The organism is Vibrio sp. F13 (assembly GCF_020806305.2).
In the GTDB taxonomy this organism is placed as follows: domain Bacteria; phylum Pseudomonadota; class Gammaproteobacteria; order Enterobacterales; family Vibrionaceae; genus Vibrio; species Vibrio crassostreae_C.
In genome coordinates this window covers 701,163-727,147 of the sequence record NZ_CP170175.1, presented here as the reverse complement: position 1 = coordinate 727,147, position 25,985 = coordinate 701,163, and the positions used below count along the sequence as shown (strand labels likewise).

The window sequence follows — 25,985 nt, the reverse complement described above, 5'->3', positions numbered from 1 at the left end:
TTTTTCTTATGGTTTTGTGTTGAATGCTGCCTTTTTGGGCAAAGATGGCGAAAAGTACGCATATTGCTCGGGAAGTGAACATCTGTACTAAGGTTTACGTAGTGATAGGTAACACCTTGAGGTAACTCGCTTTCTACATTGTGTTTGGTTTGTGCAATTCGCCAAGAAACGTAAATGGAATTTAATCTAGATTTACACTTCTTGACGTTACAGCATTCATCAGTTGATAGAATACGGTTAATTTCATTTATAGATAATAATACCTATCGTAGTAAGTAACTTGTCATTCTAGCTTGCTAAAATGCTCGAGAACAGCGTCAGATATTTTGATTGTAGAATAACTACTTATCGAAACTATCTGTTGAAAAGAGCTGCCTTGTTCTCAAGCCTTTTCCCTACGCTATTTCTGACCACTTACTCACTGTGATTGGTATAAACTTACTTGCAGACCATTATTATGAAGCGTAAATCTGTTTTAACCCTGCTTAGCTTGTCTATTCTTATGGCGTCTCCAGCCGTACTCGCTAAACGTATGGGCCCAAGCACTGTCACTGTTGTTACTGAGCAGGTTGATATTCACCAAGTTAGCCAATCTCTTTCGTTGGTCGGTAAGCTAGAAGCCGAGCAATCGGTAATGATCACTTCTGAAGTGGCTGGCAGAGTGGACTCTATCAACATTAAAGCCAATCAAGATGTCACTAAAGGGCAGATGTTGGTTCAACTCGACGATGACAAAGCAAAAGCGGCAGTTGCAGAAGCGCAAGCTTATCTAAAAGACGAGCAACGTAAGCTAGCGGAATTTCAACGCCTAGTGAAACGTAACGCGATCACGCAAACTGAAATTGACGCTCAGAAAACGAACGTAGAGATTGCCAACGCTCGTTTAGCTGCTGCAAATGCCAATCTGAAAGATCTTCACATCAGCGCGCCATTCTCGGGCACTGTTGGTTTTATCGACTTTAGCCGCGGTAAAATGGTGACAGCAGGTACTGAACTCGTGACCTTAGATGACCTATCGGTAATGCAATTAGATCTGCAGATCCCGGAGCGCTACCTTTCTAAACTGTCTAAAGGTATGAAAGTAACGGCTCGCACTAGCGCATGGGGCGACACTCAGTTCACTGGTACTGTAGTAGGCATTGATTCTCGTATTAACGCTGAAACCTTGAACCTTCGAGTTCGAATCCACTTCGACAACAATAATGATTATCTAAAGCCAGGTATGTTAGTGGCGGCGGATATGGACTTCCCACCAGTGGAAGCGCCAATCATTCCAGTTCAAGCGCTTGAGTATTCAGGTACGAAGCGTTTCGTTTATGTTATCGACGAAGATAATAAAGCAACTCGTACAGAAGTTTTCCTTGGGGCACGTATCGATAACGAAGTCGTGATCGACAAAGGCATCGAAATTGGCCAGAAGATCGTGGTGCAAGGTATCGTGAACATGCGTGACGGCGTCTTGGTTCAAGAGCTTGCCGTTAATCGCCCAGCTGATGCAGCAAGTGATAAAAAAGCACAAGAAGGCGCTAACTAATGTTGTTATCTGATGTTTCTGTAAAGAGACCAGTAGCGGCCGTCGTATTGAGCCTACTATTGGTTGTGTTTGGTATTGTCTCTTTCAATAAGCTCGCGGTTCGTGAGATGCCAGATATTGAAAGCCCGGTAGTATCGATCAGTACTCGTTATGAGGGTGCGTCTGCCACCATCATTGAAAGCCAAATAACCTCCAACCTTGAAGACCAGTTATCCGGCATCAGTGGTATCGATGAGATCGAATCCACAACGCGTAACGGTATGTCGCGTATCACGATTACTTTTGAGCTTGGTTACGACCTCAATACCGGTGTGAGTGATGTTCGTGATGCTGTAGCTCGTGCGCAGCGTTCATTGCCCGATGAAGCCGACGACCCAATTGTTTATAAGAACAATGGTAGTGGTGAAGCTTCGGTCTACATCAACTTAAGTTCGACAGAGATGGACCGAACGCAGTTAACCGACTACACCGAACGTGTGTTGATTGACCGCTTTAGTTTGATTTCTGGCGTGAGCTCGGTGGATATCTCAGGTGGCTTGTACAAAGTAATGTACGTGAAGCTGAAACCTGCGCAGATGGCGGGTCGTGGCGTTACTACCTCGGACATCACTTCTGCGTTGAACAGTGAGAACATTGAAAGCCCGGGTGGTGAAGTACGTAACGATGCGATTGTGATGTCGGTTCGTACTGCTCGTTCTTACACTGAAGCTGAAGATTTCGAATACCTAGTCGTTAAACGTGCCTCTGATAACACACCTATCTACTTGAAAGACGTAGCGGATGTTTACATTGGCGCAGAAAACGAGAACTCGACCTTTAAGAGTGACGGCGTTGTTAACGTAAGTATGGGTATCGTGCCTCAGTCAGATGCGAACCCACTTGAGGTGGCTGACTTAGTCCATAAAGAAGTCGAAGCAATTCAAAAGTTCTTGCCAGACGGTACTCGTTTAGCTGTCGATTATGACTCAACAGTCTTTATTGACCGTTCAATCTCAGAGGTATACAGCACACTCTTTATCACGGGTGGCTTGGTTATCCTTGTGCTTTACATCTTTATTGGTCAAGCACGTGCAACACTTATTCCAGCGGTAACCGTACCTGTATCTCTGATCTCGTCGTTTATTGCCGCGTACTACTTCGGTTTCTCCATCAACCTGATTACCCTGATGGCACTTATCCTGTCGATTGGTTTGGTGGTCGATGATGCGATCGTGGTGGTTGAGAACATTTTCCACCATATCGAACGTGGTGAGTCACCGCTGCTTGCTGCCTATAAAGGTACTCGTGAAGTAGGCTTCGCGGTAATCGCAACAACGCTTGTATTGGTAATGGTATTCCTACCAATCTCGTTCATGGACGGCATGGTTGGCCTATTGTTTACCGAGTTTTCTGTATTGCTTGCGATGTCGGTGATCTTCTCGTCGCTAGTCGCATTAACGCTAACGCCAGTGCTAGGCAGTAAGATCCTTAAAGCGAACGTTAAACCAAACCGTTTCAATTTGTTTGTCGAGCGCGTATTTGGCAAGCTTGAGTCTGGATACCGCGCGGTATTGCGCCGTGCTCTTAACTGGCGTTGGGCCGCTCCAATCATCATTATCGCGTGTATGGGCGGTAGTTATGGCTTGATGCAACAAGTGCCGTCGCAACTGACGCCACAAGAAGACCGTGGTGTTATATTTGCGTTTGTTCGTGGTGCCGATGCAACCAGTTACAACCGTATGTCTGCCAACATGGACATCGTTGAAGAACGCTTAATGCCATTGCTTGGTCAGGGCTTCTTGAAGTCATTCAGTATTCAATCACCAGCGTTTGGTGGTAATGCGGGTGACCAAACGGGCTTCGTAATCATGATCCTAGAAGACTGGGATGAGCGTGACGTTACCGCACAAGAAGCGTTGAACGAAGTTCGTAAATCGTTGAACGGCATTCCAGATGTGCGTGTATTCCCGTTCATGCCGGGCTTCAAAGGTGGTTCAAGTGAGCCTGTTCAATTCGTACTTGGCGGTTCTGATTACTCTGAACTTCAGAAGTGGGCAGAGCTCTTAAAGCAAGCGGCTGAAGATTCTCCAATGATGGAAGGCGCGGACATCGATTACTCTGAGAAAACACCAGAGCTATTGGTAACCGTAGATAAGCAGCGTGCAGCAGAGCTAGGTGTTAGCGTTTCAGACATTTCAGATACGTTAGAAATCATGCTTGGCGGCCGCAGTGAAACGACCTTCGTTGACCGTGGTGAAGAGTACGACGTGTATCTGCGTGGTGATGAAAACAGCTTCAACAACGCGAACGATCTAAGCCAAATCTACATGCGAACTCAGTCTGGTGAGCTGGTTACACTTGATACGCTGACGCACATTGAAGAAGTGGCTTCATCGATTCGTTTGTCGCACTACAACAAGCAGAAATCGGTGACCATTAAAGCGAACCTAATGGAAGGTTACACGCTGGGTGACGCGCTCGATTTCCTTGATGAACAAGCGATTGAACAGCTACCGGGTGATATTTCAGTGAGCTACTCTGGCGAGTCAAAAGACTTTAAAGAGAACCAATCAAGTATCCTAGTGGTGTTTGCGCTAGCGATGCTGGTCGCATACTTGGTACTGGCCGCGCAGTTTGAAAGCTTCATTAACCCGCTGGTGGTGATGTTCACCGTACCTATGGGTATCTTCGGTGGCTTCTTAGGCTTGGTGCTGATGAGTCAAGGGCTCAACGTCTACAGCCAGATTGGTATGATCATGTTGATCGGTATGGTAACCAAAAACGGTATCTTGATCGTAGAGTTTGCTAACCAACTTCGTGACCGTGGTATTGAGTTTGAAAAGGCGATCATTGATGCTTCTGCTCGACGCTTACGTCCAATCATGATGACGGCATTCACGACGCTGGCTGGTGCAATTCCATTGATTACTTCAACGGGCGCAGGCTATGAAAGCCGAGTGGCTGTGGGTACGGTTATCTTCTTCGGTATGGGCTTCGCGACATTGGTTACTCTGTTCGTAATTCCTGCGATGTACCGACTGATTTCAGGATCAACACGCTCTCCGGGTCACGTGGAAGCGGAACTTAATAAAGAGCTTAGCCATGAAAACTTGGGAAGAACCAGTCACGGTTAATGAACACGCACGATTAATGAACACGGAATAGTGTAACAATATTGAAAAGCCTGCGTTTGCTCCTAGCGAATTGCAGGCTTTTTTTGTATAACAAACAGAGCTCAACGAATTAATACAATAAATCGAATAAAGGAAAGTAAAGTGGCTGAATTTAAATACAAAGATCTTTCTCAAGAAGAACAAGATAAGCTGGATGCAGCAACCTTTCGTCGCCTGCTAGCACACCTAGATAACAATAAAGATGTGCAGAACATCGATCTGATGATCTTGGCTGGCTTCTGCCGAAACTGTTTCAGTAAATGGTACAAAGCGGAAGCAGAGCAACAAGGCTTAGACTTGGATATCGATGACGCTCGTGAGCGTGTATACGGCATGACTTACGATGAGTGGAAACAAAACCATCAACCAAAAGCGACGCCTGAACAACTCGCGGCATTTGAAGCGAAGCAGAAGCCAGAGTAATTTGTTCTCGTTAGTGGCTGACTAATAGAATGAATAAACAAAAAGAGCCCATCAAGGGCTCTTTTCTATTTCGAACTATCGGTTTTGAACTTAAGCCAACTCACCCGTTTGCGAGAAAGCTTCTAACTTCGCTGCATAAGGTTGTAGGTCACCGATATTCAGATTTACCCACTCGTCATTGAAGTAAGTGTCTAGGTAACGCTCACCACTGTCACACAGTAAAGTCACGATAGAACCTTTTTCTCCACGTGCTTTCATTTCACTGGCTAATTGAAGCACACCGTACATGTTAGTCCCGGTTGATGCGCCGACCTTGCGACCAAGAATGTCAGATAACCAATGTGTCGTTGCGATACTTGCTGCGTCTGGGATTTTACGCATTTCGTCAACCACACCAGGAATGAAGCTTGGTTCTGCTCGTGGGCGACCAATGCCTTCAATCTTGCTGAATGTACTACATTTCACGTTCGCATTGCCTGTTTGGAAGTATTCGTGGAATACAGAGTTCTCAGGGTCCACAACACAAAGCTTAGTTTCATGTTGTTGGTAGCGAATGAAACGGCCAATCGTCGCTGAAGTACCGCCAGTACCTGGGCTCATTACTACCCAAGCCGGAACTGGGTGATCTTCCATCTGCATTTGATTGAAAATCGAGTTCGCGATGTTGTTGTTACCACGCCAGTCGGTTGCGCGCTCAGCGTAAGTAAATTGATCCATGTAGTGACCATTCAATTCTTCTGCTAAACGGCGAGACTCATCGTAAATTTCATCTGAGCGGTCCACAAGATGCGCTTGGCCGCCGTAGAATTCAATTTGCTCGATCTTTTTCTTCGCTGTGCATTTTGGCATTACCGCGATAAATGGAAGGCCAAGTAGGCGAGCGAAGTAAGCTTCAGACACCGCAGTACTGCCCGATGAAGATTCAATGATCGTGGTTTCTGGGCCAACCCAACCGTTACAGATAGCGTATAAGAAGAGAGAACGCGCTAAACGGTGCTTTAAAGAGCCTGTAGGGTGTGTGCTTTCATCTTTAAGGTAAACATCAATGCCTTCGATACTTGGTAGATCGAGCTTGATAAGGTGCGTATCCGCTGAGCGTTGGTAGTCCGCTTCAATTTTACGAATCGCGTTGTTAATCCATTGATGGTCAGTGCACATAAACGTTCTCCTGATCGAGTGTAGGAATTCTTTGTAATTGGTATGGTTCTAATTTATCTATAATCGGAGAGAAAAACTTTGCCATATTTGCTTTGTTTTGCTTAAATTGTAGAAAATTATTCTCTTTAAATGCGATTTGGTGAAAGTGTGATAGATGCCGTAGATAAAAAAATATTAGGGTTACTGCAAGAAGACAGCACCCTGTCATTGAACGATATTTCTGAAGCAGTCAATCTCACTACAACGCCTTGTTGGAAAAGGCTTAAGCGCCTCGAAGAGAACGGCATTATTGAGAAAAGGGTCGCGTTATTGAACCCGGAAAAACTGGATCTTTCCTTTACTGCGTTCGTATTGGTGAAAACCAGTGATCATTCTCATGAGTGGTATGGTCGTTTTGTGAATACTGTGTCGGAATTTCCAGAAGTGATGGAGTTCTATCGCATGGCTGGCGAATATGATTATATGATGAAGGTTCAGGTTAAAGACATGAAGTGCTTTGATGATTTCTACAAGCGCTTGGTGAATAGCATTGATGGTATCTCTAATGTGACCTCGACATTTGCGATGGAACCATTGAAGTACACGACAGCATTGCCGCTTTAAGCTACGCCTAGTTACGCATTAACAATCGTCTGAGCTTAACTATCGTCTCAGTTTAGATATCGCCTCTGCGATAAAGAAAAGGATTATTCATGTTTGCAAAAGTATCTACCGCTATCCAGCTGGTACTGGCGGTCGCCATTTTTTACTTGGGTTACACCATCTACTCATTGACTAATAAAGTCGGTGAAATCGTTGATACTTACCCGCAAGTTATCGAAGACATATCGGGCCTCACCAAAGGGCTCAAAGTAGAAGAGCTATTAGCGCTTGCAGAACATGTCAGCGATCTTGCTCCTCAAGTTTTGAACACAGTCGAAGAGGTCAGAAAGACGATCGATGATGTGAATCAAACCGTAGCCTCGGTCGACAACAAAATCCCTGCGATATTAGATGAAGTGAAAAATGTTCGAACGGAAGTCGAGCAGGTAAGAATCGATGTTATTCCACCAACATTAACTGAATTAAAGAGATACCGCGTAGACGTAATGCCACCAATGCTCGCTGAAAGTAAGTCTTACCGCGAACAGACTATTCCTGTCATCGTCACGGAATCTGAAATGCTACGAGCGGAAGTCCCAGGTATTTTGGCACAAGCTAATTTGTTAGCTGATAAGAGTAAGGAACTCGCTCAGGGAGCCGCTGAGGGCGCGGTGAAAGGCGTAGTGTTATCGCCATTTAACCTTCTACGAGACGCAGGTGATGGCATTAAAACGCGAGTTCAAGGCGAGTTTGAGCCAACGTTAGAAGTTGAGTAGGTTTTATTGATTTTTGCGTGACGAGTTTTCTTAAGCGTCATTAAAGAAAGAGGCTAGGTATTAAACCTAGCCTCTTTTTGTTTGTGCGTATTTGGGGTTTGTAAGAAGCGTTTATCCGCTATTTATTTGAGTGCTATTTAGTAAAACGCATCACACCTTCTTGTACTGCTGTCGCTACCAGCTCACCTTTCTGGTTGAAGATCTCGCCGCGCACTAGGCCGCGAGTGTTCGCTGCCGTTGGGCTTTCAATCGCATAAAGCAGCCATTCGTCCATTTTGAATGGGCGGTGGAACCAGATTGAGTGGTCAATCGTCGCCACTTGAAAATTTGGCGTCATGATAGAGACTTCATGTGGGTGAAGCGCCGTCACTAAGAATCCCCAATCCGATGCGTAGGCAAGCAGGTATTGGTGGATCAAGTGGTTGTCTGGCATCGCGCCATTCGCTCTTACCCAAAGGTATTGTTTCGCTTCCGTCTTCTTAGGTTTCAGTGGGTTTACCACCGTCACCGGACGCATCTCAATCGGCTTTTCGCCACAGAAGGTTTTGCGCAGTTTCTCTGGTAAGAATTCCGCAATGTGGCTCGCTAATTCAGTTTCTGAGGCAAAGTTCTCTGGTCCCGGAATATCAGGCATTGAAATCTGGTGCTCAAACCCTGGCGCATCGCCATGATAAGAAGCAGTGAGATAGAAAATAGGGCGGCCATTTTGAATCGCTTTTACACGGCGTGTGCTAAAGCTGCGTCCATCTCGTAGGTTCTCAACATCGTAAATGATTGGCTTTTCAGGATCGCCGGGAAACAGAAAATAACTGTGGAACGAGTGAACACTACGGTCGTCTTGAACGGTATAACGAGCAGCAGAAAGCGCTTGTCCCAATACCTGACCGCCGTATACCTGTGGTAGGCCTAGGTTCTCACTTTGCCCACGGAATAAACCTTCTTCCAGTTTTTCTAGCTGAAGTAAACTTAGTAATTCTTGTAAAGGTTGACTCATCGCCAGCATTCCTCTTCGTAAAATGGGTGTCAGATTATGGTGTTAATCATTTAGCTTAGTCAGATATCTGTCAATAAATCATAGGGTTTCAAGACAGAATATGAAAGCTCTCTTATAATTGGTGAGTAGATTTGCCGAGTCCGGCAAACATGTTGAGAGAAATTGAATATGAAAAAGGCTCTAATTCTTATTACGTCTTTAGTATCGTTTGGCCTACTTGTTGGTTGCCAAGCAACATCAGAAACGAGCGCTTCTCAGGAAGTGGTTGCAGAGAACACTCAAGTGATTTCAGGAACAGTAAGCTACCGTGAAAGAATTGCATTGCCAGAGAATGCAGTGGTTACCGTTACGCTAGAAGATATCTCACTGGCTGATGCACCATCGACGGTTATCGCAACTCAAGAGTTCACCACAGACGGTAAGCAAGTACCGTTCGCATTCGAGCTGAGCTACGACAACGACAAAATTAAAGCTAACCACCGTTACAACATGCGCGCATCGATTCATGTTGACGGCAAACTGCGTTTCATAACGGACACGATTAAGTCAGTAATTACTGATGTAGAAAATACACAGCAAGCAGACCTACGCTTGGTTGGTGTTCGTTAATCAGAAGTCGATGCCACTGTTAAGGCATCTTGATTGGCTTAACTTAGCCAGTTGAATCAGCGATTAGTGGCAGCTCTAGGGCTGCCATTTGTATATTCTGAGTTTGATCTTTCCTGCATCACTCACCTCAATCCCTTCTTTAACCAAATGCTGCTTTTGTCGGTCGAACGAATCACCCTTTAAAGAGATTTCACCCTTGCTGTTTATCACTCGATACCAAGGCAGTTTGCTACCTTCTGGCAGGTTACCCAGCGCTTTACCAACATGGCGCGCATAGCCCGGAAATCCTGAAAAACGTGCTATGTCTCCATAAGTTGTTACTTTTCCATATGGAATTTGGTGAATCACAGCAAAGATTTGGCTCAAAAATTGGTCCATACTAAATGTTCCTAGTTCATAAATACCAATCACAGTAAGTAAGTGTTCAAAAATAGCGCAGGGAAAAAGCTTGAGAGCAAGGCCGCTCTTTTTGATAAGAAGTTTTGATAAGTAGTTATTCTACAATCAAAGAATCTAACGAGGTTATCGAGTTTTTTAACAAGCTAGGGTGACCAGTTAATTACTACGATTGGTATGGTACCACGGATCGGTAGAAGGAGAGGGCTATGGTATTTACAACGTTTCAGTTCTTGATCACCACATTATTAGCGGTTGTTTGCGCGAGAGCAATCAGTTTAAGTGAGGGAGATATCCCGGTGCTTGCAATGGTAATTCCTGCTTTATGGATTTTACCGCAGGGGGGCATAGCAGGATTAGCTTTGCTTGTTTCCATGACCACTTATGGTCTAACCCTTCCTTTGCAGCCTATCACGCTGTCTGTCAGTGCGTGGGTACTATTCCCGTTATTGATGGTGGTCTTCTCAAGACGCAGTAGTTTGTCGGTCGTGATTATTTCCGGCTTGATTGTGACTACTTTGCAGGTCGGGATCATGGTGACACAATCAGCAGGCAAGCTTGAAGGTGTCCCGTGGGTTACCACACTTCAAACCTTATCAATCATCGTGATTTGGTGGGCGGCAAATCATCTTAAGCCTGCCAGCCGACACAGCTGGTGGTCATTAGGCTTAATACTTCCATTATGGATAGCCGATTTACCTTATGCCGCTTTGGTTGCCTTGTGTGTAACGGGCATCATGGCATCGATGGAAACGCTGACGCGCTTGAAAACCTTCCGCTGGAATAAACTACTGTGTTGGACACTGCCAACGGTCGGTTTTGCGGCTCTGGTGATTACTCCAAGCATCGAAGTACCGAGCCCAGTCTTTGTGGTGTGGTTGTGTCTATTAGGTACCGCGTGGATGACAGACTACATCATTCGCACAGAAGATAACGAAGACATCGATATCTAGTACTCCAGCAATCCAAACCTTCCAAATGCAGGTAAATGGTGAATTTACCTGCGATTTTCTAATGGTTTGAATAAAGGATAAGCACTTAGACCGCAATTGTTCAAAAATAGGGTGGAAGGGCTTGCAATGGTTGCTGTGATGCTTAATAATCCAATCACTCTTTGAGGCAAGCCTCTTAGAAAACGAATCTATGGGGGCCTGGTCCTCCCGCAACAATAGCTCGTGAACTCGGTCAGGCCTGGAAGGGAGCAGCCGCAGCGAGTGACTTGTGTGCCGGGATGTGGCTGGGTTCCCACCCCTTAAAAAAGCCGCTCTTTATGAGCGGCTTTTTGCTATCTGCAGTTTGCCTTTTTCTTGTTCAAGAACGTTTCATCTTTCTTAATTCGCAGGCAACACCACTGCCGACGCATCTTCCTCTGAATCTTCTTTGTCTTCTACTTGGTCAGCAACCCAATCAATTGTCTTTGTTAGATAAAGCTTGTTGGTTTCGGTGTCACACCAACTCTTGGATAACCCTCTTCGATTGAATTCACTGCCAATTGCTGCGAGTGTCTGGTTACTTGAGCGCCCGTAATACAAGGTGTCGCACAGTTGCAGGTTCGACATCGATTGTGGGTATGTGTTAACCGACGAGGAGTTCATGCTCAGTGCTTTTGATTGGTTATGAGTACATCCTGTTAGGCTCAGGAAAAAGAAAAGGATTAGCGTATTTTTCATGGTGTATCAGGTCTATTGCCGATGATTTGAAGACAGTATTGGCGTGTATGATTAGATTATTGTCAATTTTTTGCCAACTAGTTATAGACCAAGACTTTCCTCCCAGTTAGAAAACGTTATTAAGCCAACGACAAAAACGGTATTAACAAACAAAAGCGCAATTTTGTACAAAAGCTGAAAGAGACTATAGAGTAGACTGATAAGTCGCTCGATAATCAACAGGCTTGGGAATTGTTATGGAGAACAAGAAACGCTCTAAAGAGAAGGCCGAATATAAGATAACCGAAGAGCTCGGCGGCCTTGAAATTCTTAATGCTGAATACGAAAAGCAGAACTTCTCGCGCCACAGCCACGAGGGCTACACGCTGGGAGTCATCGAGCAGGGCGCTCAGCGTTTCTATCGAACGGGCGGGCATCATATTGCGCCACAAAATGCGATTATTCTGGTCAATGCCGACGAAGTTCATAGCGGTCACTCTGCCACTGAAGGCGGTTGGGCGTATCGAGCCATGTATCCACTCCCAGATCAACTTGCCAAGATCACTCAAGAGCTAAACCTACCCAATTACGGGGCGCCTTACTTCCCAAGAGCGGTTGTTGAAGATCCTGAACTCGCCAATCAATTGAGATTAGTCTTTAACACGATTGATGAATCTGACAATCGCTTGTTAAGAGAGACCTTGATGTACGGGATGTTGGTTAAGCTGATTAGCCGACATGGAAAATCGCCGCTTAACCCCCAACTCGATGGGAAAACTCAGCGCCAACTTGTCTTAGTGAAAGAGTTCTTAGATGACTTTCCACAAGCCGATGTGTCCCTAGAAGAGCTATCTAAGTTAGCGGCATTGAGTCCGTTTCACTTAGTACGTTCTTTTCAAAAAGAGTTTGGTCTTCCGCCACATGCGTATCAGATCCAATCTCGGCTAAGGCTTTCTCGTAAGCTATTGAAGCAAGGGCATACCATTTCAGATACCGCGCAAGAGTGTGGCTTTCACGACCAAAGCCATTTTCATCGACACTTCAAAAAGGCCAATGGCTACACGCCGGGGCAATACATTAAAATGCTCTAAATCGGACACCTTAATTCGTTCGCGAAATCGAGCAAGTTTGTGCAATCGAACCGACTCCACTCTTCTTACATTGAATAGCGAATGTAAAGAGAGAAAAGAATGATATGGACAGTGAAACAATGGATAGACGAACACAGTTATGGAAAGGCGTTTTAGCGGGAATGCCTTTGAGTATTGCGGTAATCCCTTGGGGAATTCTAGCCGGTTCATATGCGATAGATGCCGGATTGAATCAACTTCAAGCGCAAGCGATGTCGGCTATTTTATTTGCTGGCTCAGCGCAACTTGTCGCAGCGGGTATGTTCAAAGCGGGTATTGGTTTAGGGACCATGTTGTTGACCACACTGTTCATCACCTCAAGGCACTTTCTGTATAGCGTATCGATGCGAGACAAAATCAGTCATCTTCCTGCGCGTTGGCGCCTATTACTCGGATTTTGGCTCACCGACGAGCTGTTTGCGATTTGTAGTGGGCAGTCTCAGCAAGAGTTTAATCGTTGGTATGCCGCGGGTGTAGGTGGAGGTTTTTACCTTGTTTGGAATATCGCGAGCTTTGTTGGCATTGTCGCGGGAAGCCAAATTCCATCACTTAACGAGATTGGGCTCGACTTCGCGGTCGCAGCAACCTTTATCGCTTTGGTTTTCCCATTAATCCGAACTCTACCCGTCGTGGTGTGTGTGATGGTTTCACTGGTCACTTCGGTTGCCATGTCGGTTAACAATATTGAGGGCGGGCTAATGATTGCAGCGATCGCCGGTATGTTAGCGGGCTTTTTCAGTGAATCGTTCCAAGAGCGAAACAACGGTAACAAGACAATCGTGGAGGGGAAATAGAGATGATTTGGTTAACGATATTACTCATGACTGCGATTGTTTTCTTTAGTCGGTATCTGTTTCTTGAGCCTGCAATCCCGCTTCGACTCAATCAAACCGCAAGGCGCCTATTACGCTATTCAAGCCCCGCGGTGCTGACTGCGATTTGGGGGCCAATTGTATTTGCTCCTGAACAAACATTTTGGCCAAGCCTCGAAAACCCATACTTGATAGGCGCGGTGGTGACTGGCTTATTGATTTGGAAAACAGGCAATGTGCTACTAACGATCGGCGTCAGCATGGCGGTGTTTTTGTTCTATAACCTTGTCGCGGTTGATTACCTTTTTAACTGATTGACCTTGCAACGTATAGCGTGGTGGCATCTAATGTACTGATTCACTGTTTGTGTATTTAGGTTTTGGTAAGGAGTTAGTTTGGCTAAGAAATATTATGTGGTTTGGAAAGGTCGCACACCGGGTATTTTTACCACTTGGAACGAGTGTAAAGCGCAAGTCGATGGCTTTGCTGGTGCGAGATATAAATCGTTTCCAACACTAGGCGAGGCTGAGTCTGCTTTCGGTGGTAAAACGTCGTCTGCGTCAGGTTCTACAGCGACAAAGCCAAGCTCTGCGGGTAAGTCGACGAAAGCTAAGGTGCCGCCTCTTTCGGAGCAGCAAATCACAGATATGCCTTTTGATATCAAGATCTTTACCGATGGTGCGTGTGAACCAAACCCTGGTGAAGCAGGGACGGGGTTAGCGGTATACCAAAACAACCAATTAACCGAATTGTGGTATGGCTTGTATCAACCTGTTGGTACCAATAATACCGCTGAGTTGCATGGCCTTAAACAGGCGTTTTTGCTCGCAAAAGAGAAGCTAAACGCGGGTCTGTCTGTAGCGATCTATTGTGACTCTAAGTACTCGATAGATTGTATTACTAAGTGGGCAACGGGTTGGGAGAAAAAGGGCTGGACTAAGTCGGGCGGCGAGATCAAAAACCTCGATATTATTAAGCCGGCGTATGCGCTCTACCAAGAGCTGGCTTCAAAAATTACCATCTACCATGTGAACGGACACGTTGGTATTGAAGGTAACGAATTGGCCGATAGAATGTCGATTGTGGCTATTTCATCGAAAGAGCAACAACTCGCTCAATATCGTGACATCGACGATATTGAGTCTATTTTGGCACTGCGAGCAGGCTAGTTAGGCTTCTTAATGAAAAGCTACTGAAAGCATAAGTCGCGATCATTGGGCAGTGCTAAGTTGAGCGTTACATTTCAAATTGATGTAGCGCTCTTTTGTTTTTGTGGTGCTCCGTTTTCTTATGGTGCATAGTCGTTCTTGTGAGACGCAGCAGCCCTTGCGATGCTTATTGCCTGAGTTCATCCTTATTGAGCAGGGTTCTCTATCCAACGAGATAATTGCTGAGCTTGTTTGATCGAATTAAAACTGTCTTTCACTCTCTCACGTGCCTTTAACCCCATCGATGCTTTATCGTTGCTGCTTAGTTGCGCGAAACGCTCAATCGCTTCTCTTAATTCTTCCACATTCTTTTCGCCAACCACAAAACCTGTCTCTTGTGAGACGATCTCTTTGCATCCCATGATGTTGGTGGTAATAACTGGCGTTCCTACGGCCATCGCTTCTTTTAAAACCAGTGGTCCTGTATCCACACACCCGGTTTCGGAAAAACAGAAGGGCGCGATTAGGCTGTCATAATTCGATAGTTTCTCTTTCACCCATTCATGAGGCTTAGCGCCAAGAAAGGTCACGTTTCGAGTGAGCCCTTGCTCTTTGACCTGTAACTTTAATTGTTGCTCTAAATCGCCAGTACCGATGATATCGAGATGAATGTCGAGAGGTTCGGCAATCGGCGCCAATGCATCAATAAGATGGTGGATACCTTTTTGCTCCACTAATCGGCCAAGGAAAATAAAGCGAAGTTGCTTCGTTTCGGTTTTTGGGTTGAGTTGGAACTGTTTGGTATTAACTCCGCAATGCAAGAGTTTAATGTTTCCTTTCGCCATGGTATTGAAGTCAGCAAGCATGTCTTTACACACTGCAACCACAAAATCACTCGATGAGATTTTATGTTCAATGTCATAAGCGAACTCGTAAACATCATGACCATGAGCAACGAACGAACAGGTGATATTCAGCAGCTTTGCCGCGACGATGGCGTGAGCTGTGGTGTGCTGACAGAAATGCGCATGTACGTGTTCGACGTCGTTTTCCGCGAGTTGCAGCGCTAATTTAAACCCATAAGCGAACAGTGACTTTTTCGGCATGCTGGTTTGCTTAGAAATAAATGAGACAGCCTTGATGAAACCTATCCAGTTAATGCTGGCGACTTTACCCTTCCGAACATTTTTACCTATTTCGACAATGTCGTAGTCGAACTGTTTTTCACTGTTTTCAATTTTGAACGTCATTACACAAACATCGTGCCCACACGCTTTCACAGAGTCGACTTCTGTTTGAATGAAGGTCTCACTGAGTACTGGGTAGGTTGGCGCCACAAATGCTACTTTCTTCATTCCTTACTCCTCAAATCCATATGACTAAAGCTATCAAGCCAAGGTAATAACCAATAAAGCAAGATACGAACCAAGATCGAATCGTAGCTTTGGAGGGCTTTCTGATTGCTTTTCGAAGGTTACCCCTTAAGAGGTAGCTCGTTTTCTCAAATTGATAATCAAATTGGAGTTGCAGTTTTTTTGAACATCTGTGTTTGGTCGTCATTTTGAGAATGGACGCGTAGGTGACTGATATAGAGGTGATTTCATAGCAAGACACTCTCGGCATAGAACATGCAACGTCAGCCATATAACGTATAAATCTGAGGGCGTCATTATGGCTAAAGTAAGTGTTGTTATTCCTACCTACAATTGTTTGGATTACCTGCCGAAAGCGATTGGCAGTGTACTAAAGCAGACTCATCAAGATGTTGAGCTGATTGTCATTGACGATAACAGTAACGATGGAACGTCGACGTATCTTGCTTCTATAGACGATGAACGCATTATTACGTTGTCCACATTGGGTGTTGGTGCGCCTCAAGCGAGAAACCTAGGGATTGAAAAGGCGACCGGTGAATACATCGCTTTTTTAGACGCAGACGATTTCTGGTTTCCTGAAAAAATTGAGCGCCAACTCGAATTTCATCAACGTTACCCTGATCTCGCGATGAGCTTTACTAACTACGAGCATCTTACTGAAGATTACCAAGTAATAGTCGACTGCTTTAGTTACTGGTCGCAGTTTCAAGATCAAGATGAGCTGTTCATCAATATCGAGAACCCGTTGGAGTTCATCATAGAAAATAACGTGATTGGAACATCAACGGTCATGGTGAAAGCGGATGTGTTTTCTCAAACAGACAGTTTCAATGCTGACATCAAGTATGGGGAAGATTGGGAACTGTGGCTTCGAATGAGTGAAAACCATCAGATCGGTGTGTTGAACTCGGTGCAGGTTGGCTACTTGATGAGAGCGAGCTCTGTTACCCAAACTGAAAGTCTTAAATTGAGAAATTTGCAGTCTATAGAGACTATTCTTCAACATTACCAAAATGACAGTCAACGATGGAATCTACCCACTTCTAGCTTCAAAATCGCAAAGGCGAGAATACTGGAAGGTTATGCTGACTATTATCGAGGTTTACAACAGAATAGACAGGCTATTGCCTACAGTTTCCGTTCTTTGGTCATGTCACCTCAAAAACGCACATTGCGACACCTAATTGGAGACTGTAAAAGTTTCCTAAAGCCAGCTTTGTAAGGAAAAGGTGACGACTATGGGTTCTTTAAAGCAGTCGGCTTACTACGCCATCGGTATATTAATGATGAAAGGGATTTCATTGGTGATGATCCCGTACATTACGCACAATATGACGTTGGCAGAGTATGGTTCCTTAGAAGCCATTGTCTTGCTGGCAGACATTGGGACGATATTGTTCAGCTTCGGTATTGTCGATGCCATGTATCGTTATGTGGGTGTCGCCGAAGGTGATGAAAAGCAAAAGCTCGTCTCGAACTGCTTCACATTGAGCGTGCTGGTGTGCGTGCTTGGGGGCGCCTTGATTGCCCTCAGTATGCCGTTGTTAATCTTAATGTTGCCAGTTGAATTCCAGCCTTACCAGATACTGCTTCTGCTTATTCCTACCATGCTCGATGGGGCGATTTCTATCCCGCTAACGCTGATGCGTATGAACGCGATGGCGAAACGTTTTTGCATGCTCAATGTGTTGAAAGCCGGTGTTCAAGCCATCATGACTTTTGTTTTACTTGAGGCTGGATACGGTATAGATGGCGTGTTGATTTCAGCTGCGGTATCCAGTGTGTTGCTAATGGTTTGTTTAGTGCGTTATCAATGGCAAGAGATGGGATCTTTTGGTTGCTTCAAATACTCGGCGAAGATCTTAAAATTCGGACTGCCCGTTCTGGTTGGCGGTGCATCAATGTATATGATCATGGGGCTCGACCGCTGGGTAATGGCAAGCTTCGTCGGTGTCGAAGAACTCGCGATTTATGCGGTTAGCGGAAAGTTCGCGTTGATTCTTGGTCTGTTGTTGCAGCCTTACGCGCTTTGGTGGTTTCCAAACCGTGTGGCGATGCTTCAACAGCCGGGTGGCAGTAAGATGTGTGCCGATAGGGCGTTAGTCGGTGTTAATCTGGCCATTGTATTCGGTTGTTTGATGATCCTTACTGTACCTGGTTTTATTACTTTGATTTTGCCAAGCAGTTATCAATATGCAGGCACGATTGTCGTGGCACTCTTGGCGATTGGTGTGATTAAGAACGCTGGGGATTACCTTAACCTTGGCTGTTTCAGCGGTCACTCAAGCCAATCGCAAATGTGGATACAAGGCGGGTGTGCGGTCTTGGCGGCCATTGGTTATTTCACAGTGACGCCTATTTATGGCGTGTGGGGTGTTGTCGCGGTTCTTTGTGCAACTTATGTTGTGCGGCTCATGCTTCTGTATGTTGTAAGCCAAGCGATGGAACAATTACCTTATGAACACAGCAAGTGGGTAACCGCAGTTAGCATCGCATTAGTAGCGATAGCGAGTGATCAACTTCTGGGATTGGTGTTGGTTGATGTCCATGACTTTATTCTTGGATCGGCTGTTGGTGTAATCGCGCTGGTGGCCTTTGTTAAATACTCAGTGATCGTTGTCCCGCAAGCTCTGCTCGACAAGTTGATGCTGGGTAAGCAGTCTCACGCAAATTAAAATAAAACACTGTTCATAATGTGTGAGATTCGATAGTATTTATAAATTCAATGAATGCCATCAATGGAAAGATACATGAACAAGTGGATTGTGCTCTCAGCTCTATTCTCAACCTTATCGTACGCTTCGTCTGAATTGTCTAACCACGACGTACTCACTCAGCACTTTGACGTTCCTGAAGCTATCTCCTTAGAAAATCAAAACAGGGTATGTAATAGCCTTGTTTGTAGTTCGGTGTCTGCGCCAAAATCTGTTCCTGCTGTTGGCGACTTCCCAGAGCGAGAATCAAACCCAACGATAGATACAATTGCGAGCGCTATCTATTTCGTCGGTGAGATTGGTGTCGCCGAAAATCTAGCGACACCCGAGTACGAACAGTTTTTTGAGAACTGATTGAAAATTTACTGTATAGATTTGGTGCTTATTTTTTATGCAGTTACAAAAGATATGAAATGCTGTTATAAACGATAAGACCTTGTTTAAGGATTTTATAATCACGGCATTTGGCAATTAGGAAGCACCAATGGAAATCTGGAAGTTACTGCTGTTTATCCCCGCTTGTTTTGCGCTCAACATGACTCCGGGCCCAAACAATTTGTTATCAATGAACAACGCCCGTTGTTACGGATTTCAGGCCGCCTTTGTCGCAGGCCTAGGAAGAATCCTCGCTTTTTCTGGCATGATTGCTTTGGCTGCATCTGGCTTAGCGGTTGTGCTTTATACTTCTGAAACGCTGTTTTTCCTGATCAAACTATTTGGCGCGATGTATCTGTTGTGGATCGCGTTCAACCTATGGCGCTCACACGCCAGTCCGGTCGTGGATATCGAACGAAATAAGAATTGGTTTGGTCTGTTTAAACAAGAATTTGCACTCGCTGCTGGCAATCCAAAAGCGATACTCATTTTCACTGCATTCCTTCCTCAATTTGTCGATGTTTCAGCGAACGTAAATACTCAATTCTTTGTTTTAGGTAGCACCTTTCTAGTGTTAGAAATGCTCGCGATATCGATCTACGCGGTATTTGGCTTATACCTCAGAAACTGGTTCTCTAAGCCACAAATGGCAAAACGTTTCAACAAAGCGTGCTCGGTTTTTCTTGCGTTATCTGGCGCAAATTTGTTGGTTATTCGACAGTAAAACATAAGTAACCTAATCTACTCCTCAGGCGTTAGTTAAGTGGCATCTTCGTTAAGGTAGTTCGTAAGCCTTTAGGCTGTTGATATATTATTAATAGCACCTTTGAGTTTGCATGTTTAAACTTGAGGTTCGGTTTAAATGAGGTCTATCTATGAATGTTGTTTGTGCGGAAAAACAAGAACTGGCTGATATCTACCAGCTTGAACATGCTTTGTTTGGCGCTCACGCCTATCCGCTGTTTTTCTTTCGTCAGGCCTTTGATTGCTGGGGAAAAGGTTTATTGGTTGCTAAGCAAGACTCAAAGATTGCTGGCTATGCCTTAACGACAACCACAGACAAGCAGAATGAGTTTTGGGTCCTATCATTGGCTGTAGACCAGAATTATCGTGGCATGGGAGTTGGCCGGAAACTGATGCAACAGGCGGTTGAGCAGTTGCCTCGAGATGCTAGGCTTTTGCTCACTGTAGACCCAAATAACACATCGGCTCGTGCGCTTTACGCATCGATGGGGTTCGTTACCATCAAGCAAGAAGACAACTACTTTGGTGATGATGAGCCGAGGTTAGTGATGAAGCTCATCATCTAGATTGTTGCTAACGGTTTTTAACAAAGGCGCTTAACTAAATCAAAGGCTCACACTTCAAAGACAATCTCGTAGCTCTAGGTTAGCATCACGATACCGTGCATTAACACGACACTAGAGGTCAGCCGAGTCCTCATATCAAAGTAGCCATCAGGACCTTGGCTCTGGTTCTCTTCTCTCATCGTCCTTTCAGCTCGCCAAACCGCAATATAACCAAAGATGAGAATCAGAGTTGTCACTAGCTCTTTTTGTTCGCCAAGCAATACTGCCAGCCAAGCGATGAGCACAATCGCGTTGCTTATTCGCAGTGCTTTGTTACTTGATTGGCTTTCAAAGTTTTCGATGCCATTTGCCCACAAGATCCCTGAAAGAAAACTCAAAATTGCCACGCTGTAGGTGATGAACAGCGTTTCACCGCTTATCCCCATAAATTGGCTGTCGGTGAGCGAAAGGAGAAGACCGAATAAAAACGGAATTAACCCCATGTACCCCAGTTTGGCCATGGTGTTACGGGTTTGAGTTGTTGCCATGTAATCCGCCTTCATAACTGCTGCTCAATCGCGTTTTTGAGTGTGGCACTCACTGGAGATGTGGAGCTAGGGAAGGTGGCGACGACTTTACCTTCTTTACTGATCAAGAATTTGTAAAAGTTCCATTTAGGCGTTACGCCCGCTTGCTGTTGTATCTCTGTAAACACGGGGTTGGCGTTGCTACCAGACAGTGAAGCTCGCGCCATCATTGGGAAGGTCACGCCATAGTCTAGGTAACAAACCTTTGCCGTCTTCTCTTCGCTTCCCTTGTCTTGGCGAAAATCATTACTTGGGAAACCGATAACCGTGAAGCCTTGGTCTTTGTAGGTTTGATGAAGTTGCTCGAGTTGCTCAAACTGCGGAGTGAAGCCACATTGGCTCGCTGTATTTACCACCAATAGAGTTTTGCCTTGAAACTCATCGCACAAGGCGATTTCTTCGGTTGAGTTTAACAAGCGCTGTTTGCCATTAAGTATTTCGGGACAGCTCGCTGCAAAGGCGATGGAACTCGTGAGGCTTGTAATCAGTGCGGTTGAGCAAAGTAGTGAACATTTCATAGGGTTGGCTCATTTTAGTTGGCGTAATGGTTATTACTCTTGAGCACGATGAAATGATCACTTTGCGTATTATTTACTGTCTCATTAACTCGCGCTTTTAGTTGTGCTTTTGCTCTCTGAGATAAGATATGGAGCGACCAAGCGACTGATATTCACTTTTGCACCAAGGCGAGCCGCTAATAGATACATGCCACCAATTTTTCGGTGCAGGAACAGCGCATCGGCGGGCGGCGTATGCCAATACTCTTGTTCCATGCTCAAAATGGTGCCTGCTTCACGAAGCCTTTGTGCCAATCCACTGGCTTTGAAGTCGTACTCTTCGTCAACTAACATCGGCTCACAGGCCATCTTCACTAGATTTAGAATCGCTTGGCGTTGTTCGGGAAGAATTGTCTCGCTAAAGAATCCTATTTGCTCTAAAGCTCGGTTGAGCACTTGCTCATCGTTGTTAATGACAGAGGAAAAGGCCAAGCGATAACCCTCGCTGAAGCGGTCACTGTACTCACGGGTTGCTCCGAAATCTAATAAGCCAATTTGTCGGGTGTTTTCAACATAAAGGTAGTTGGCGAAATTGGGATTGGTTTGCACCATCTTAAAATCGAACAACTCTCTGAACAGAAGCTCCAGTAAGCTGTGCATTACAAAGTCACGTGTGCTTTGGTCGTAACTTTCGATTTGCTCTATCGAGACGCCTTCGATGAAGTCCATGGCGAGCACCGATTCTGAAGAGACTTGCGGATGAATCTTAGGTACGACGAAGTGAGAGTATTCTTTCAATGCATCATGGTAACGAGTTGCGTAATCAGCTTCGCGAGCATAGTCTGCTTCATCGTGGAGCTGTTTCTTTGCCTCTTCTAACAAGCCTTTGTAGTCGACCGACTTTGGTATCAAGCCAACAATATTGAGCAGCGTGCCCACGTTATCTACATCACTGTCGATACTTTTTCTAATGCCGGGGTATTGGACTTTGACTGCGAGTTTGTCCCCAGCATCACTATAGGCTTGGTGAACTTGTCCGATAGATGCACTGGCGATCGGTTTAAAATTGAAGGACAGGAATTCGGTTTTCCAATGGTTCCCGAGCGAGCTTTCTAACACTTGATTGAGCTGTTTTGTTGGCAGTGGATCGGCATCGGAGCGCAGGCGAGAGAGAATGTCGGCTAACTCTGGTTCTAAGACATCACCCGCATCCATTGATAGCATCTGTCCTAACTTCATAGCCGCACCGCGCAGGTGTGCGAGTTGATCGGTCAGGCGAGCAATGTTTTGTGGCGTTAACAGTAAGTCTTTTGCTTTGGGCCTGTTGCCTTGTGCAATTTGTTTGGTGCCTTCCGTTAGCACGTTACCCGCGACTCTTGTCGCCAACGAAGCGAACTTACTGAATCTAGAAATTCGATGTGTGGGAAGGTTTCTCTCTTTTGCCGACATAAAGGTTCTCTCTGGGAATCAGGGTTGATACCAATCGTAGTAAATAACTGTTCACCCTAGCTTGTTAAAAATCTCGATAAAGTCGTTAGATTTTTTGATTGTAGAATAACTACTTATCTAAACTTCTTGTCGAAAAGAGCCGCCTTGTTCTCAAGCTTTTTTCCTGCGCTATTTCTTGACACTTACCTACTGTGATTGGTACGACTACAAAGTTCTATCAATCATTACACAACCGTATGTTTTGTTGTGCTAACTTGTCGCGTGGAACAGTAAACAGAATTAAAAGGACAAAGCATGAAATTTATTTGGTTGAAAGTGGCCGTTACGGTATTGGTGTTCGCAGCTCTATTTGGCATCGTTTACTACAAAGTCGCCAGCGGCATGTCTTAACTCAACACTATTTTGTGCAGCTGTTACCGTTGCAACGTGATTTTCCGGTTAGCCAAAACGAAATCTTATATCGATTTTTGGCAAACCGTAGATAACACCAATCTGCCATTGGCTTAAAAATCGCCCAACGTAACGGGGCATACAGCCAACCCTTTCCTACTAGCTTCCACGCTTGGTAAGTCACGTCTAAACCGAGCAGCAGCTTTCCGTTTTCGTCCAGTGCATGCAAGATTGTATTGGCTGCCTCGGCATCTATTTGCGGGTAGTTTGAAAACGCTTCACTGTAGATATCGACGGTCTGGATCTGATCTTTGGAATCAGACTTAGTCAGTGCTGCCATCTCTTTTGCACAAAGTGGACAGGTTCCATCGTAAAATATCGTTAATGCAGTCATTGTTTTCCTTACTATTTTCGTCAATTCTCATTGATACGACATCACCATTTAGGTGGATCATTCTGCCCAGTTATCCGACACTGTTATTGTGACAACCAATTTACAGTATCATCTCGAGGTAACATCCGTTTCATGCATTTAAAAAATAAGAGCCTATCTCCAATGACAACAAAGTTAATGAACCGTTTGATTATAGCTGTGACAGCCCTGATGCTCAGTGGTTGTGTTAGCTACAGTATTACCGAGCAAGAAATGACGAAGTACCTTGAAGATTCAGTGATGCTAGAACAAGAGGTTGGTGTACAAAGTGTGATGTACGCACAAGTGGCTGTGGATGATCTAGAAGTGCAAATTGGTCGAGCCGATGCACAACGCGTGTCCGTGTTGGCGAATACCAATGCAAAAGTTCAAGTGTTCAATATGCCTAATATGGGGTTGGATTTAGACTTAGAGTTCAGCGCGATTCCCGAATACGACAAGGAGAGTGGCGAGGTGTATCTAAAGTCGCTGCGACTAGAGCGCTTTGAAGAAAAAGGCAAACAGCTTTCGCCTGAAATAGAGACACTACTCAAACCAGCTGTATCGATGATAGGTTTTGCTTTGTCCCAGTCTCCGGTTTACAAACTCGACAGCAACAAGGTTCAAGAGTCGTTGATTAAGTCATCGGAACCCAATCTAGTGATTAAAGACAATAAATTGGTTATCGAATTGTTTGATTAACCCTCAGTGCATTAGTTTTGACTAAGCTCTCACCCATAATGGCTGCCTACTAGGTAGCCATTTTTGTTTGAGCTCAGTCGGTCATGACTGTTTTTAGTCGGTTTACTCACCTTGTCTATCAGTCTCATTTATTGAATTCGCTGGGTATCTCACCTTTACTTTACTCTTGTGAGCAAGTCATCGCTTCAGTCATCAAATCATAAGAAAGAAAAGGTGAGCGAACTATGAAGAGTCCAGTAATTGCGGATAACAAACCCGTTAAAGTAGAGCTGACGAAGGGAGAGAAGTATTACTTCTGTACCTGTGGGAAGTCGAAAAACCAACCGTTTTGTGACGGTTCTCATGCTGGTACGGGGTTCAAACCGAAAAGCTTTGTCGCCGAAGAGAGCGGAGACGCCTACCTTTGTCGCTGTAAGTATTCCAACAACCTTCCTTTCTGCGATGGCACTCATAAACAGTTCACAGCGGAACAAGTTGGGCAAGAAGGCCCGGAGGTTCACATTCAAGCGGCTGCGCCAGATTTGTCGCCAGCTGCGAGCGCAACCAAAGAAGAACCTACCGTCGAGTTTATTCATCAACTGGCGCGTGATGGTTTATCCAAGGTTGGACATCATGGGCCAATGACCTCCATGGGCGTTCCAAGACATCTATTGCCTCACTGGGACGATATTCAAGTGATGGTCGCGCAAATGGCCACCAAGCCTTTGCTGGAGAATGTGCCCGTTGGAACTGAACTGATTATTGGCCCCAAAGCGAAGAAGCCACTCAAATTGGACATCTCTTTGTTTGTGTCTGATATGAGTTTTGGCTCGCTATCTGAAGAAGCAAAAGTCTCATTGGCGAAAGGTGCCGAACTCGCAGGGACGGGTATCTGCTCCGGTGAGGGCGGTATGTTACCCGAAGAGCAAGCGGCGAACTCTCGCTACTTTTATGAATTAGCCAGTGCTCAGTTTGGTTACGATGAAGCTAAGCTCAAAAACGTTCAAGCCTTCCACTTTAAAGGCGGGCAGGGTGCCAAAACCGGAACGGGCGGGCACTTACCGGGCGCGAAGAACATAGGCAAGATCGCGGAGGTGCGTGGCATTGAAGCGGGCACGGCAGCGATTTCTCCACCCACCTTTGTCGACCTTAACACGGTCGAGGATTTTAAAAAGTTCGCCGACCGTGTTCGAGAGGTGACAGGCGGTATCCCGATTGGCTTTAAGTTAAGTGCCAATCACATCGAAGAAGACATTCAGTTCGCGCTTGATGCCAGTGCCGATTACATCATCTTAGATGGGCGTGGTGGCGGTACAGGGGCGGCGCCAGAAATGTTCCGTGACCATATCAGTGTTCCCACTATTCCAGCACTCGCTCGCGCTAGAGCGTATCTCGATAAACAAGGGGTCAGTGACAGAGTCACATTGATCATCACGGGCGGCTTGCGCGTGCCGATGGATTTCGTAAAAGCGATGGCGCTTGGTGCTGATGGTGTCGCTATCTCAAACAGTGCCATGCAGTCGATAGGTTGTGTGGCGGCGAGAATGTGTAACACCAATAATTGCCCTGCTGGTATTGCAACTCAAAAAGCCGATTTACGTCAGCGTTTGAATGTCGAGAAAGCATCGAACCAGCTTAAGAACTTCTTTGAAGCCTCGACAGAATTAATGCAAGTGATGGCGAGGGCATGTGGGCATGATCATTTGAATCAATTTAACCCTCATGATTTGGCAACATGGAATCGCGAAATGGCCGAGCTATCCGGTGTCGCTTACTCTGGTGTCTGTCCATTAAATCACTTTAAGTAAATAATACTTCGATAAAGCACACTCAATGTATTTTGGGTGTGCTG

Annotated in this window: 27 protein-coding genes and 1 other RNA gene; 19 read left to right on the top strand and 9 right to left on the bottom strand. The window is 45.3% G+C overall.

What is annotated here, in order from left to right:
* The first annotated feature begins 457 nt into the window (after positions 1-457).
* The 3 genes from LMH68_RS03305 to LMH68_RS03295 all read left to right on the top strand — a co-directional run bounded on the left by LMH68_RS03305 (position 458) and on the right by LMH68_RS03295 (position 5,109).
* Positions 458-1,534 carry an efflux RND transporter periplasmic adaptor subunit gene (locus LMH68_RS03305; RefSeq protein WP_102393841.1) on the top strand — a complete coding sequence of 359 codons (1,077 nt, stop codon included), beginning with the start codon at positions 458-460 and terminating at the stop codon, positions 1,532-1,534.
* Entirely contained in the window at positions 1,534-4,647 is a 3,114-nt protein-coding gene (gene vexH, locus LMH68_RS03300; RefSeq protein WP_229648038.1) for a vibriobactin export RND transporter permease subunit VexH, read from the top strand. Before LMH68_RS03305 ends, vexH begins: the two co-directional genes overlap by 1 nt.
* A gap of 141 nt (positions 4,648-4,788) precedes the next feature.
* A complete protein-coding gene (locus LMH68_RS03295) occupies positions 4,789-5,109 on the top strand; it encodes a DUF1244 domain-containing protein (RefSeq protein WP_004736423.1) in 321 nt (106 codons plus the stop codon).
* A 90-nt stretch (positions 5,110-5,199) separates the two neighbouring features.
* Here LMH68_RS03295 and LMH68_RS03290 read toward each other — a convergent pair whose 3' ends face one another.
* Positions 5,200-6,267, bottom strand: coding sequence for a PLP-dependent cysteine synthase family protein (locus LMH68_RS03290; RefSeq protein WP_136978152.1), 1,068 nt, complete (start codon positions 6,265-6,267; stop codon positions 5,200-5,202).
* 129 nt (positions 6,268-6,396) lie between these two features.
* On the opposite strand from LMH68_RS03290, the gene LMH68_RS03285 reads away from it, so the two are divergent.
* Both LMH68_RS03285 and LMH68_RS03280 read left to right on the top strand, forming a co-directional pair.
* On the top strand, positions 6,397-6,870 hold the full coding sequence (locus LMH68_RS03285) for an Lrp/AsnC family transcriptional regulator (RefSeq protein WP_017062025.1): 474 nt from the start codon (positions 6,397-6,399) through the stop codon (positions 6,868-6,870).
* Positions 6,871-6,959: 89 nt separating this feature from the next.
* A complete protein-coding gene (locus LMH68_RS03280) occupies positions 6,960-7,625 on the top strand; it encodes a hypothetical protein (protein WP_102429113.1) in 666 nt (221 codons plus the stop codon).
* 133 nt (positions 7,626-7,758) lie between these two features.
* On the opposite strand, the gene tesB is transcribed toward LMH68_RS03280, so the two are convergent.
* Complete coding sequence (tesB, locus tag LMH68_RS03275) at positions 7,759-8,619, bottom strand: acyl-CoA thioesterase II (protein ID WP_029235187.1); 861 nt, start codon at positions 8,617-8,619, stop codon at positions 7,759-7,761.
* A gap of 168 nt (positions 8,620-8,787) precedes the next feature.
* On the opposite strand from tesB, the gene LMH68_RS03270 reads away from it, so the two are divergent.
* Positions 8,788-9,228, top strand: a complete 441-nt coding sequence (locus tag LMH68_RS03270; RefSeq protein WP_017058951.1) for a YbaY family lipoprotein — start codon at positions 8,788-8,790, stop codon at positions 9,226-9,228.
* A 75-nt stretch (positions 9,229-9,303) separates the two neighbouring features.
* Here LMH68_RS03270 and LMH68_RS03265 read toward each other — a convergent pair whose 3' ends face one another.
* Positions 9,304-9,606 (bottom strand): MGMT family protein, encoded by a 303-nt coding sequence (locus LMH68_RS03265; RefSeq protein WP_048609271.1) that lies wholly within the window; start codon positions 9,604-9,606, stop codon positions 9,304-9,306.
* A 227-nt stretch (positions 9,607-9,833) separates the two neighbouring features.
* Between LMH68_RS03265 and LMH68_RS03260 the strand changes: the two genes are divergently transcribed.
* Both LMH68_RS03260 and ffs read left to right on the top strand, forming a co-directional pair.
* The gene (locus tag LMH68_RS03260; protein ID WP_017064066.1) at positions 9,834-10,577 is read left to right on the top strand and encodes a hypothetical protein; all 744 of its coding nucleotides are present in this window, start codon (positions 9,834-9,836) and stop codon (positions 10,575-10,577) included.
* A 196-nt stretch (positions 10,578-10,773) separates the two neighbouring features.
* An RNA gene (gene ffs / locus LMH68_RS03255) (signal recognition particle sRNA small type) lies at positions 10,774-10,870 on the top strand.
* An 85-nt stretch (positions 10,871-10,955) separates the two neighbouring features.
* On the opposite strand, the gene LMH68_RS03250 is transcribed toward ffs, so the two are convergent.
* Positions 10,956-11,294 (bottom strand): hypothetical protein, encoded by a 339-nt coding sequence (locus LMH68_RS03250; RefSeq protein WP_086775055.1) that lies wholly within the window; start codon positions 11,292-11,294, stop codon positions 10,956-10,958.
* 236 nt (positions 11,295-11,530) lie between these two features.
* Here LMH68_RS03250 and LMH68_RS03245 point away from each other — a divergent pair, with 236 nt between their 5' ends.
* The 4 genes from LMH68_RS03245 (at position 11,531) to LMH68_RS03230 (ending at position 14,384) form a co-directional block, all read left to right on the top strand.
* A complete protein-coding gene (locus LMH68_RS03245; protein WP_050634771.1) occupies positions 11,531-12,364 on the top strand; it encodes an AraC family transcriptional regulator in 834 nt (277 codons plus the stop codon).
* Between the two features lie 104 nt (positions 12,365-12,468).
* The gene (locus tag LMH68_RS03240; RefSeq protein ID WP_229648039.1) at positions 12,469-13,197 is read left to right on the top strand and encodes an AzlC family ABC transporter permease; all 729 of its coding nucleotides are present in this window, start codon (positions 12,469-12,471) and stop codon (positions 13,195-13,197) included.
* Between the two features lie 2 nt (positions 13,198-13,199).
* Positions 13,200-13,529, top strand: coding sequence for an AzlD domain-containing protein (locus LMH68_RS03235; protein ID WP_061018870.1), 330 nt, complete (start codon positions 13,200-13,202; stop codon positions 13,527-13,529).
* A gap of 81 nt (positions 13,530-13,610) precedes the next feature.
* Complete coding sequence (locus LMH68_RS03230) at positions 13,611-14,384, top strand: viroplasmin family protein (RefSeq protein WP_229648040.1); 774 nt, start codon at positions 13,611-13,613, stop codon at positions 14,382-14,384.
* Positions 14,385-14,569: 185 nt separating this feature from the next.
* On the opposite strand, the gene LMH68_RS03225 is transcribed toward LMH68_RS03230, so the two are convergent.
* On the bottom strand, positions 14,570-15,718 hold the full coding sequence (locus LMH68_RS03225; RefSeq protein ID WP_229648041.1) for a glycosyltransferase family 4 protein: 1,149 nt from the start codon (positions 15,716-15,718) through the stop codon (positions 14,570-14,572).
* A gap of 316 nt (positions 15,719-16,034) precedes the next feature.
* Between LMH68_RS03225 and LMH68_RS03220 the strand changes: the two genes are divergently transcribed.
* The 5 genes from LMH68_RS03220 (at position 16,035) to LMH68_RS03200 (ending at position 20,138) form a co-directional block, all read left to right on the top strand.
* Positions 16,035-16,961 (top strand): glycosyltransferase family 2 protein, encoded by a 927-nt coding sequence (locus LMH68_RS03220; protein ID WP_229648042.1) that lies wholly within the window; start codon positions 16,035-16,037, stop codon positions 16,959-16,961.
* Positions 16,962-16,977: 16 nt separating this feature from the next.
* Positions 16,978-18,414 (top strand): lipopolysaccharide biosynthesis protein, encoded by a 1,437-nt coding sequence (locus LMH68_RS03215; RefSeq protein WP_229648043.1) that lies wholly within the window; start codon positions 16,978-16,980, stop codon positions 18,412-18,414.
* Positions 18,415-18,489: 75 nt separating this feature from the next.
* Positions 18,490-18,807 carry a hypothetical protein gene (locus tag LMH68_RS03210; RefSeq protein ID WP_017070274.1) on the top strand — a complete coding sequence of 106 codons (318 nt, stop codon included), beginning with the start codon at positions 18,490-18,492 and terminating at the stop codon, positions 18,805-18,807.
* A gap of 130 nt (positions 18,808-18,937) precedes the next feature.
* Complete coding sequence (locus LMH68_RS03205) at positions 18,938-19,552, top strand: LysE family translocator (RefSeq protein WP_229648044.1); 615 nt, start codon at positions 18,938-18,940, stop codon at positions 19,550-19,552.
* Positions 19,553-19,703: 151 nt separating this feature from the next.
* Positions 19,704-20,138: a GNAT family N-acetyltransferase gene (locus tag LMH68_RS03200; protein WP_017062214.1), complete on the top strand. Its 435-nt coding sequence runs from the start codon at positions 19,704-19,706 to the stop codon at positions 20,136-20,138.
* Between the two features lie 74 nt (positions 20,139-20,212).
* Here LMH68_RS03200 and LMH68_RS03195 read toward each other — a convergent pair whose 3' ends face one another.
* The 4 genes from LMH68_RS03195 to LMH68_RS03180 form a co-directional block, all read right to left on the bottom strand.
* Positions 20,213-20,680: a DUF3429 domain-containing protein gene (locus LMH68_RS03195; protein WP_229648045.1), complete on the bottom strand. Its 468-nt coding sequence runs from the start codon at positions 20,678-20,680 to the stop codon at positions 20,213-20,215.
* Complete coding sequence (locus tag LMH68_RS03190; RefSeq protein WP_017062212.1) at positions 20,677-21,222, bottom strand: glutathione peroxidase; 546 nt, start codon at positions 21,220-21,222, stop codon at positions 20,677-20,679. Before LMH68_RS03190 ends, LMH68_RS03195 begins: the two co-directional genes overlap by 4 nt.
* 84 nt (positions 21,223-21,306) lie before the next feature.
* Entirely contained in the window at positions 21,307-22,650 is a 1,344-nt protein-coding gene (locus LMH68_RS03185) for an ABC1 kinase family protein (protein WP_413755502.1), read from the bottom strand.
* 397 nt (positions 22,651-23,047) lie between these two features.
* Positions 23,048-23,434: a thiol-disulfide oxidoreductase DCC family protein gene (locus LMH68_RS03180; RefSeq protein ID WP_017062190.1), complete on the bottom strand. Its 387-nt coding sequence runs from the start codon at positions 23,432-23,434 to the stop codon at positions 23,048-23,050.
* A gap of 162 nt (positions 23,435-23,596) precedes the next feature.
* On the opposite strand from LMH68_RS03180, the gene LMH68_RS03175 reads away from it, so the two are divergent.
* A complete protein-coding gene (locus tag LMH68_RS03175; RefSeq protein WP_017065247.1) occupies positions 23,597-24,154 on the top strand; it encodes a DUF1439 domain-containing protein in 558 nt (185 codons plus the stop codon).
* Positions 24,155-24,378: 224 nt separating this feature from the next.
* Positions 24,379-25,941: a glutamate synthase-related protein gene (locus LMH68_RS03170; protein WP_229648046.1), complete on the top strand. Its 1,563-nt coding sequence runs from the start codon at positions 24,379-24,381 to the stop codon at positions 25,939-25,941.
* Positions 25,942-25,985: the final 44 nt, after the last annotated feature.

Excerpts from the sequence above, each read along its gene's own strand:
- LMH68_RS03305 (WP_102393841.1), top strand. The coding sequence starts at position 458 with ATGAAGCGTAAATCTGTTTTAACCCTGCTTAGCTTGTCTATTCTTATG.
- vexH (WP_229648038.1), top strand. The coding sequence starts at position 1,534 with ATGTTGTTATCTGATGTTTCTGTAAAGAGACCAGTAGCGGCCGTCGTA.
- LMH68_RS03290 (WP_136978152.1), bottom strand. The coding sequence starts at position 6,267 with ATGTGCACTGACCATCAATGGATTAACAACGCGATTCGTAAAATTGAA.
- LMH68_RS03285 (WP_017062025.1), top strand. The coding sequence starts at position 6,397 with ATGCGATTTGGTGAAAGTGTGATAGATGCCGTAGATAAAAAAATATTA.
- LMH68_RS03280 (WP_102429113.1), top strand. The coding sequence starts at position 6,960 with ATGTTTGCAAAAGTATCTACCGCTATCCAGCTGGTACTGGCGGTCGCC.
- tesB (WP_029235187.1), bottom strand. The coding sequence starts at position 8,619 with ATGAGTCAACCTTTACAAGAATTACTAAGTTTACTTCAGCTAGAAAAA.
- LMH68_RS03270 (WP_017058951.1), top strand. The coding sequence starts at position 8,788 with ATGAAAAAGGCTCTAATTCTTATTACGTCTTTAGTATCGTTTGGCCTA.
- LMH68_RS03265 (WP_048609271.1), bottom strand. The coding sequence starts at position 9,606 with ATGGACCAATTTTTGAGCCAAATCTTTGCTGTGATTCACCAAATTCCA.
- LMH68_RS03260 (WP_017064066.1), top strand. The coding sequence starts at position 9,834 with ATGGTATTTACAACGTTTCAGTTCTTGATCACCACATTATTAGCGGTT.
- LMH68_RS03250 (WP_086775055.1), bottom strand. The coding sequence starts at position 11,294 with ATGAAAAATACGCTAATCCTTTTCTTTTTCCTGAGCCTAACAGGATGT.
- LMH68_RS03245 (WP_050634771.1), top strand. The coding sequence starts at position 11,531 with ATGGAGAACAAGAAACGCTCTAAAGAGAAGGCCGAATATAAGATAACC.
- LMH68_RS03240 (WP_229648039.1), top strand. The coding sequence starts at position 12,469 with ATGGACAGTGAAACAATGGATAGACGAACACAGTTATGGAAAGGCGTT.
- LMH68_RS03235 (WP_061018870.1), top strand. The coding sequence starts at position 13,200 with ATGATTTGGTTAACGATATTACTCATGACTGCGATTGTTTTCTTTAGT.
- LMH68_RS03225 (WP_229648041.1), bottom strand. The coding sequence starts at position 15,718 with ATGAAGAAAGTAGCATTTGTGGCGCCAACCTACCCAGTACTCAGTGAG.
- LMH68_RS03220 (WP_229648042.1), top strand. The coding sequence starts at position 16,035 with ATGGCTAAAGTAAGTGTTGTTATTCCTACCTACAATTGTTTGGATTAC.
- LMH68_RS03215 (WP_229648043.1), top strand. The coding sequence starts at position 16,978 with ATGGGTTCTTTAAAGCAGTCGGCTTACTACGCCATCGGTATATTAATG.
- LMH68_RS03210 (WP_017070274.1), top strand. The coding sequence starts at position 18,490 with ATGAACAAGTGGATTGTGCTCTCAGCTCTATTCTCAACCTTATCGTAC.
- LMH68_RS03205 (WP_229648044.1), top strand. The coding sequence starts at position 18,938 with ATGGAAATCTGGAAGTTACTGCTGTTTATCCCCGCTTGTTTTGCGCTC.
- LMH68_RS03200 (WP_017062214.1), top strand. The coding sequence starts at position 19,704 with ATGAATGTTGTTTGTGCGGAAAAACAAGAACTGGCTGATATCTACCAG.
- LMH68_RS03195 (WP_229648045.1), bottom strand. The coding sequence starts at position 20,680 with ATGAAGGCGGATTACATGGCAACAACTCAAACCCGTAACACCATGGCC.
- LMH68_RS03190 (WP_017062212.1), bottom strand. The coding sequence starts at position 21,222 with ATGAAATGTTCACTACTTTGCTCAACCGCACTGATTACAAGCCTCACG.
- LMH68_RS03185 (WP_413755502.1), bottom strand. The coding sequence starts at position 22,650 with ATGTCGGCAAAAGAGAGAAACCTTCCCACACATCGAATTTCTAGATTC.
- LMH68_RS03180 (WP_017062190.1), bottom strand. The coding sequence starts at position 23,434 with ATGACTGCATTAACGATATTTTACGATGGAACCTGTCCACTTTGTGCA.
- LMH68_RS03175 (WP_017065247.1), top strand. The coding sequence starts at position 23,597 with ATGACAACAAAGTTAATGAACCGTTTGATTATAGCTGTGACAGCCCTG.
- LMH68_RS03170 (WP_229648046.1), top strand. The coding sequence starts at position 24,379 with ATGAAGAGTCCAGTAATTGCGGATAACAAACCCGTTAAAGTAGAGCTG.